Below are 574 nucleotides of genomic sequence, written 5' to 3'. Positions count from 1 at the left end.
CAATCTTAGAGGTTGGTGAATTTCCTAAAGTATACTATACTGAAAACAGGTCGAATTAGTAATAAAAAAATGATTGTTTTTGAATTTAAAGCCAAAGGCACAAAGCAGCAATATCAAAAAATTGATGCAGCTATACGGATAACCCAATTCATCCGTAATAAGTGCTTGCGGTTTTGGATGGACAATCAATCAAAATGTTAAATATTACGACCTGAATAAATACACTGCGGTATTAGCTAATGAATTTGATTTTGCAGATAAATTAAACTCCATGGCTAGACAAGCAGCAGCAGAAAGAACTGCTTTTGCAATTAAGCGATTTTTTGATAATTGCAAAGCAAAAGTTCCAGGTAAGAAGGGTTATCCCAGATTTCAAAAAAATAACCGTTCAGTTGAATATAAAACTGGATGGAAACTTTTAGATGACCGTAAGCACATTACTTTCATAGATAAATGTGGTATTGGTCAGTTAAAATTAATTGGAACTTGGGATTTACATTTTTACCAGATTAAGCAAATAAAGAGAGTTAGGATAGTTAAACGTTCTGACGGTTACTAGATCCAGTTTTGTGTA

1 pseudogene is annotated in these 574 nt (G+C 32.8%); it reads left to right on the top strand.

What is annotated here, in order from left to right:
• Positions 1-69 precede the first annotated feature (69 nt).
• Positions 70-556 (top strand): annotated as a pseudogene (locus FFO06_RS20765) (nuclease/transposase family protein); the annotation flags it as partial.
• Positions 557-574 lie beyond the last annotated feature (18 nt).

It is taken from the genome of Dolichospermum planctonicum (assembly GCF_005402965.1).
In the GTDB taxonomy this organism is placed as follows: Bacteria; Cyanobacteriota; Cyanobacteriia; order Cyanobacteriales; family Nostocaceae; genus Dolichospermum; species Dolichospermum planctonicum.
This window is presented reverse-complemented; position numbering and strand designations above follow the sequence as displayed.